Consider the following 6,294-nt stretch of genomic DNA (forward strand, 5'->3'; position numbering starts at 1 on the left):
GCCCGGTCACAGGGTCTCGGCCGTGCCGAACAGGGCGGTGCTGGTCATGGTGTCGCCGGGGCCGCCCGTCATCAAAGACAGCCTGGCCCCCGGCACCTGATTGCAGGACGTTCCGCGCAACTGCCGCACCGCTTCCGTCACCAGACCCATCCCATGCACGAACCCCTCGGCAAGATCACCGCCCGAGGTGTTGACCGGCAGCCGGCCCGATGGTGCGATGAGATTGTCGAAAGTGATGAACTCCCCGGCAGTGTCGACGGTGCAGAAACCGTGGTCGATAAGGGAGCCGACGCCCATGCCCGTCATGTTCTGGTAGACCTGGGCGACATCGACATCCTTGGGGCCATAACCGGATTCCGCCCACAGGCGCCGGGCCACGCCCAATTGTCCGGCACAACTGAAGGGACGGATATTCTCTTCCACCGCCCCACCGCCGGCCAGGGTGCCCATGGGGGCTGACAGGATATAGGCCGGCTTCTGCGCCAGATCCTTTGCCCGTTCGGCCGAGGTGACGATGACGGCCACCGCCGCGTCATTTTCGCGTGAACAATCGAACAGGTTGTAGGGTTCGGAAATCAGCCGGGCATTCTCGTAGGTCTCGTCGTCCAGCACCGTATTGCGGCCATAGGCGCGGGGATTGTTGCGTGCATGGTGATAGGCGGCCTGGGCCATGGCCTTCATGGTCGATCGCGGCACACCATGCGCCTGCAACAGGCGCTGGCTGCGCAGGGCCAGGATCTGGGCCGGGGATTCCAGACCGTTGACCAGATACTGGGCGGCCGTGTCGTTCTGGGCCACCGCCACGCGCAGCCGCTGATGGCTGGCCTCTGCCATGGCGCGATAGACGACCACGGTTTCCGCCTGCCCGGCCACAATGGCGCTGGCCGCGATGGACAAGGCGCCGGGAATGCCGCCGCCATGGATCCAGGCCAGGGAGGCAAAGCGCACCTCCTTCGTGCCCAGTGCCGGCATCAGCTTCTGCGCGTCGTTGCGTTCCGAGGCGTAGGAGATGAAACCGTCAATATCGCGCGGGTCGATGCCGGCATCTTCCGCCGCCGCCACGATGGCGCGCAACGCCAGTTTCAGTTCCGGGTCAGGTGAGGTGCCGCGCTTGTAATAGGGGGTCTGGCCGATGCCGACGATGGCGGTGGCGCCGCGAAGCCTGCTCATGATTGCCTCGGGTTCAAACGGGGGAAGGAACGGCGTCGGACGCGTCAGCCAGCCGCCAGACGATGGAGGGATAGCCCTTGGCCTTTTCCGTGGGCGGCAGGATCTCCCCCGTCACGGCGGCCCCGACGCGCAGGTCCGTCTCGTCACCGACCAGCACGCCCATGACGCGGGCGCCGCCGGCACCCTCGATCTCCACCAGGGCCGTCACATAGGGCACGTCGCCCGCCCGTTCCTTGACCCGTTCAAAGGCGTACCAGCTTCGTGTCCAGGAATAGATGGTGCCCTTCGGCACTGTCCTATGCCATTCCATTTCCCAGGAACCGCAGGCACCGCAGCGGAAATGGGCCGGCCACATCCAGCGGCCACAGCCGGCGCAGCGGGGCAGGCGGAACTCGCCGCGTTCCAGGCCGCGCCAATATTCATCATCGGCACCGATGCCGCCGGTGATGCGCCGTTTCTCGAACTCATACTCCATTGACCGTTCCCCCGATTGGAACCTTATTCCATTATCGTCCATATGAGCGGTATCAGCACACATAAGGATCACTGTGCCGTCAAGCCGCCATCCACCGTGAATTCCGCCCCGGTGACATAGGCGGCTTCCTGTGAAGCCAGGAAGGCGACCAGGGGGGCCACCTCCTCCGCAGCACCCGGGCGCCGCAAGGGAATGGCGCTGCGCACGGCGTCGGAGACAGCCTGATTGTCGCGCTGCGCCGTTCCCTGGATTTCGGTCAGGATGACGCCGGGATGGACGGAATTGACGCGGATGCCCGCGGCAGCCACCTCCACGGCCAGCGACTTGGACAGCAGCCGGACCCCGCCCTTGCTGGCGGCATAGGCGCTGGCATTGGCCATGCCGACCAGCCCGGCGACGGAGGAGATGTTGACGATGGCTCCGCCGCTGCCCTGGGCGCGCATCTGTCGCACGGCGGCGGCGCATCCCAGGAACATGCCGGTCAGGTTCACGTCGATCTGCCGCCGCCAGTCGGTCAGGCTCATGGCATCCAGCGGACCCAGCATGGCGATGCCGGCATTGTTGACCAGGATGTCCAGCCGGCCGAACCTGTCCAGCGCGTGGGCCAGCACGGTCTGCCAATCTTCCTCGCGGGTCACGTCATGCCCGATGCCGGTGGCTTTCAGGCCCTGATCGTTCAGTTCGGCGGACCGGACCTGCACGCGCGTTGCGTCCAGATCGGTCAGGACGACCGCCGCCCCCTCCTGGGCCAGCCGGGCGGCGCTGGCAAAGCCGATGCCGACGGGGGACGCCGCACCCGTGACGATGGCGATCTTTCCCGTCAATCCCCGCATGTCCGGTCCCCCTTTCATATCCGCTCCACGGCCAGGGACAGGCCCTGTCCCACCCCGACACACAGGGTCGCCAGGCCGTAACGGCCGCCCTCCGCTTCCAGCCGGTGTACCAGCGTCTGCACCAGCCGGGCGCCGGACATGCCCAGCGGGTGACCCAGCGCGATGGCGCCGCCCATGGCGTTGACCTGCGGCGCATCATCCGGCAGACCCAGCCCGCGCAGCACCGCCAGCGACTGGGATGCAAAGGCTTCATTCAGTTCGATGGCATCAAACTGGTCGATGGACAGGCCCAGCCGGGCCAGCAGCTTCTGCGTCGCCGGCACCGGGCCGATACCCATCACGCGCGGTGGCACGCCGGCACTGGCCATGCCCAGGATGCGGGCGCGCGGGCGCAGACAATGGGTCTTCACCGCCGCCTCTCCTGCGATCAGCAGGGCAGCCGCCCCATCATTGACGCCCGAGGCATTGCCCGCCGTCACCGTGCCATCCGGCCGCACCACGGGTTTCAGCTTCGCCAGGGCGGCAGCGTCGGTTTCCGGGCGTGGATGTTCATCGCGGTCGATCACCAGTTCCCCCTTGCGGCCGGCAATGGTGACGGGGGTGATCTCTGCCGCAAAGAAACCGGTAGCCTGGGCGGCAGCCGCCCGCTGCTGGCTGCGCAGCGCGAAGGCATCCTGATCCGCGCGGGAGATGGCATGGTCCTGCGCCACATTCTCCCCCGTCTCCGGCATAGTGTCGACGCCATGGCTGGCCGCCATGGCGGGGTTGATGAAGCGCCATCCGATGGTGGTGTCCTGAATGCTGGTATTGCGGCTGAAGGCGGTTTCCGCCTTGGGCAGCACGAAGGGCGCCCGGCTCATGCTTTCCACCCCGCCGGCCACAATCAGGTCGGCATCGCCTGAGCGGATGGCGCGGGCGGCATCGCCCACCGCCTGCAGGCCCGAGGCGCAGAGCCGGTTGACCGTGGTTCCTCCCACCGATACCGGCCAGCCCGCCAGCAGCGCCGCCATGCGGGCGACATTGCGGTTGTCCTCGCCGGCCTGATTGGCGCAACCCAGGATGACATCATCAATGGCGGCCGGATCGATCCCGGTCCGCGCCAGCAGCGCCCGCAACGGAATGGCCGCCAGATCATCGGTCCGTACACCGGAGAGCGCGCCAGCATAACGGCCAATGGGGGTACGCACGGCGTCGCAGATGAAGGCCTCACTCATGCTGCCAGCCTTTCGGTGAAGGAAGCGGCCGTCCTGGCCCGCACCTCGTCCAGTGTCACATCGGGGGCCAGTTCCAGCAGGGTCAGGCCGCCCTTTTCCTTGTCACAGGCAAAGACGCACAGGTCGGTGATGATCATGTCCACCACCCCGGTGCCGGTCAGCGGCAGGGTGCAGCGTTCCAGCACCTTGGGTTCGTTGTTCTTGCTGACATGCTCCAGCACAGCCACCACGCGGTGCACGCCGGACACCATATCCATGGCCCCGCCCATGCCTTTCAGCATCTTGCCGGGAATGGTCCAGTTGGCGATATCGCCATTGGCCGAAACTTCCATGGCGCCCAGCACGGTCAGATCGACATGGCCGCCCCGGATCATGGCGAAACTGTCGGCGCTGCTGAAAAAGCTGGATGTCGGCAACTGGGTGATGGTCTGCTTGCCGGCATTGATCAGGTCGGGATCGACCTGATCGGGATAGGGGAACGGCCCCATGCCCAACATGCCGTTTTCCGATTGCAGCACGACATTGATGCCGGGCGGAATATGGTTGACCACCAGGGTCGGGATGCCGATCCCCAGATTGACGTAAAACCCATCCTGCAATTCACGGGCGGCACGGGCCGCCATCTCGTCACGGGTCCAGGGCATCAGGCTTCCTCCGGCCGCGGGCGGGTGGTCAGCTTTTCGATCCGCTTTTCATTGATGGTGGAGAGCACGACCCGGTCGACATAGATGCCGGGCGTGTGGACATGGTCAGGATCGATGGCGCCCGCCGGCACAATCTCCTCCACCTCCGCCACCGTCACCTTGCCCGCCGTGGCCATGACGGGATTGAAATTACGCGCCGTCTTACGGAAAACCAGATTGCCTTCCGGATCGGCCTTCCAGGCCTTGACGATGGCAAGATCGGCGCGCAGCCAGGTTTCCCGCACATAGCGCCGCCCCTCGAAAACCTCCACCGGCTTGCCCTCGGCCACCACGGTGCCCACGCCCGTGGGCGTATAGAAGGCGGGAATGCCGGCCCCGCCGGCCCGGATACGTTCGGCCAGGGTGCCCTGCGGGTTCAGTTCCAATTGCAGCTCGCCGGACATGTAGAGCCGTTCGAACAGCTTGTTCTCCCCCACATAGGAGGAGATCATCTTGGCGATCTGGCCATTGTTCAGCAATTGCCAGAGGCCGAAACCATCCGCCCCGCAGTTGTTGGAAATGATTGTCAGGTCGCGGACCCCAGCTTCGCGGATGACAGGGATCAGGCTTTCCGGATTGCCGGACAGGCCGAACCCGCCCGACATGATGGTCATACCGTCAAACAGCAACCCGTCCAGCGCGGCGGCTGGCGACGCATGGATCTTGTTCATGCGGGAACCTTGGAAATGGCTAGGGGAAGGGAGGCCAGCATCCGGGCGTGACGTCGCCCGGCGGCTCGCAGCATCACGAATACCAGCGGCAGCGACAGGGCGGCGATCAGCGACAGGGCCATGGACAGCGGCTGTGCCGTAAATCCAAGCCGGTCGCTCAACACGCCGGCTGCCAGCGGACCGATGCCGGTGCCGATCATGGCCGAGACCATGCCCATGAAAGCGATGGCCTGTGCCCGCAGGTGCCGGGGCACCACATATTGCAGCGGCAGGGACGACAGGCCGATGACGGAACTGATCAGGAAGATGGCCAGCCCCATCAATGGCAGTTCCAACGCCAGCATCGGCATCTGCGGGCCGGCGATGGCGACCGGCAACAGGATGGTGACGGAAATACGCATGAAGCGCAGGGTGAAGCCGACGGGATCGTTCCCGCTGCCCCGGCTGACAACCATGCCCGCGACCAGCGTGCCGGCCGCCCCCGCCAGGAAATAGATGGGTCCGAACAGCAGACCGACCGATTGTTCATTCAGCCCGTGCGCCCGCATCATGGCCGCCGGCAGCCAGGAGATATAGGTGCTGAGCAGCATGGAAGTGAGCGCCACCGACAGGATATAGAGGCTGACGAACCGCCATTCCTGCCGCAGGAAGCTGGCAAGGTTGGGGCCAGCCTGTGCCCGGACGGCCGCATTGCCCCGGCGCGGATCGGCGATCAGCAGCAGGGCCGCCGCCGCCAGCAGGCCCGGCGCACCGGTCAGGATGAAGACCAGTTGCCAGCGTTCCACCGTCCCGATGCCGGGCAGGCTGGGCATGTCCCAGCCTGCGGTGGCGGCATAGAGCGCGCCGCCACCCAGCAGCGCCAGCCCGCCCCCCATGAAGGGCGCCAGCATGAAGACCGACGTGGCCCGGGCCAGCCGCTTTGGCTCGAACCGGTCAGCCATCACCGTCAGGGCCGCACCCGGCAGGCCGGCCTCTCCCACGGCCACGCCGACGCGTGCCAGCAGAAGCTGCCAGAAATTGCCGGCGGCCCCGCACAGCATGGTCATCACGCTCCACCCCGCCACGCAGCCCGCCATCAAGGCCGGCCGGTTGCCCCGGTCGGCCAGCCAAGCCAGGGGCAGGGTGGCGGCGACATAGAACAGCGAGAAGCTGACCCCCTGCATCAGACCCAGTTGTGTATCGCTGAGCCTCAGCGACGCCTTGATGGGCTCCACCAGCAGGCTGATCACCTGCCGGTCGATATAGGAG

General features: G+C 66.2%; 7 protein-coding genes. All 7 read right to left on the reverse strand.

Annotated features, from left to right (window positions below; all coding sequences use genetic code 11):
- Positions 1–6 precede the first annotated feature (6 nt).
- Complete coding sequence (locus KBA48_RS14865; RefSeq protein WP_292907669.1) at positions 7–1,170, reverse strand: hypothetical protein; 1,164 nt, start codon at positions 1,168–1,170, stop codon at positions 7–9.
- Positions 1,171–1,183: 13 nt separating this feature from the next.
- Positions 1,184–1,645 (reverse strand): OB-fold domain-containing protein, encoded by a 462-nt coding sequence (locus tag KBA48_RS14870; RefSeq protein WP_292907671.1) that lies wholly within the window; start codon positions 1,643–1,645, stop codon positions 1,184–1,186.
- Between the two features lie 68 nt (positions 1,646–1,713).
- The gene (locus KBA48_RS14875) at positions 1,714–2,478 is read right to left on the reverse strand and encodes an SDR family NAD(P)-dependent oxidoreductase (RefSeq protein ID WP_292907673.1); all 765 of its coding nucleotides are present in this window, start codon (positions 2,476–2,478) and stop codon (positions 1,714–1,716) included.
- A gap of 14 nt (positions 2,479–2,492) precedes the next feature.
- Positions 2,493–3,692: a 3-oxoadipyl-CoA thiolase gene (gene pcaF, locus KBA48_RS14880; protein ID WP_292907675.1), complete on the reverse strand. Its 1,200-nt coding sequence runs from the start codon at positions 3,690–3,692 to the stop codon at positions 2,493–2,495.
- A complete protein-coding gene (locus tag KBA48_RS14885) occupies positions 3,689–4,336 on the reverse strand; it encodes a 3-oxoacid CoA-transferase subunit B (RefSeq protein ID WP_292907677.1) in 648 nt (215 codons plus the stop codon). The genes pcaF and KBA48_RS14885 overlap by 4 nt, the downstream gene beginning before the upstream one ends.
- Positions 4,336–5,046 carry a CoA transferase subunit A gene (locus tag KBA48_RS14890; RefSeq protein ID WP_292907679.1) on the reverse strand — a complete coding sequence of 237 codons (711 nt, stop codon included), beginning with the start codon at positions 5,044–5,046 and terminating at the stop codon, positions 4,336–4,338. The genes KBA48_RS14885 and KBA48_RS14890 overlap by 1 nt, the downstream gene beginning before the upstream one ends.
- Positions 5,043–6,294 (reverse strand): MFS transporter (locus KBA48_RS14895; RefSeq protein WP_292907681.1); only part of this gene is annotated, 1,252 nt, incomplete at its 5' end. The genes KBA48_RS14895 and KBA48_RS14890, both read right to left, overlap by 4 nt.

It is taken from the genome of Niveispirillum sp. (genome assembly GCF_017996735.1).
Taxonomy (GTDB): domain Bacteria; phylum Pseudomonadota; class Alphaproteobacteria; order Azospirillales; family Azospirillaceae; genus Niveispirillum.

Coding starts and splice junctions, on each gene's coding strand:
- KBA48_RS14890 (WP_292907679.1), bottom strand. CDS start 5,046: ATGAACAAGATCCATGCGTCGCCAGCCGCCGCGCTGGACGGGTTGCTG.
- KBA48_RS14885 (WP_292907677.1), bottom strand. CDS start 4,336: ATGCCCTGGACCCGTGACGAGATGGCGGCCCGTGCCGCCCGTGAATTG.
- KBA48_RS14870 (WP_292907671.1), bottom strand. CDS start 1,645: ATGGAGTATGAGTTCGAGAAACGGCGCATCACCGGCGGCATCGGTGCC.
- pcaF (WP_292907675.1), bottom strand. CDS start 3,692: ATGAGTGAGGCCTTCATCTGCGACGCCGTGCGTACCCCCATTGGCCGT.
- KBA48_RS14865 (WP_292907669.1), bottom strand. CDS start 1,170: ATGAGCAGGCTTCGCGGCGCCACCGCCATCGTCGGCATCGGCCAGACC.
- KBA48_RS14875 (WP_292907673.1), bottom strand. CDS start 2,478: ATGCGGGGATTGACGGGAAAGATCGCCATCGTCACGGGTGCGGCGTCC.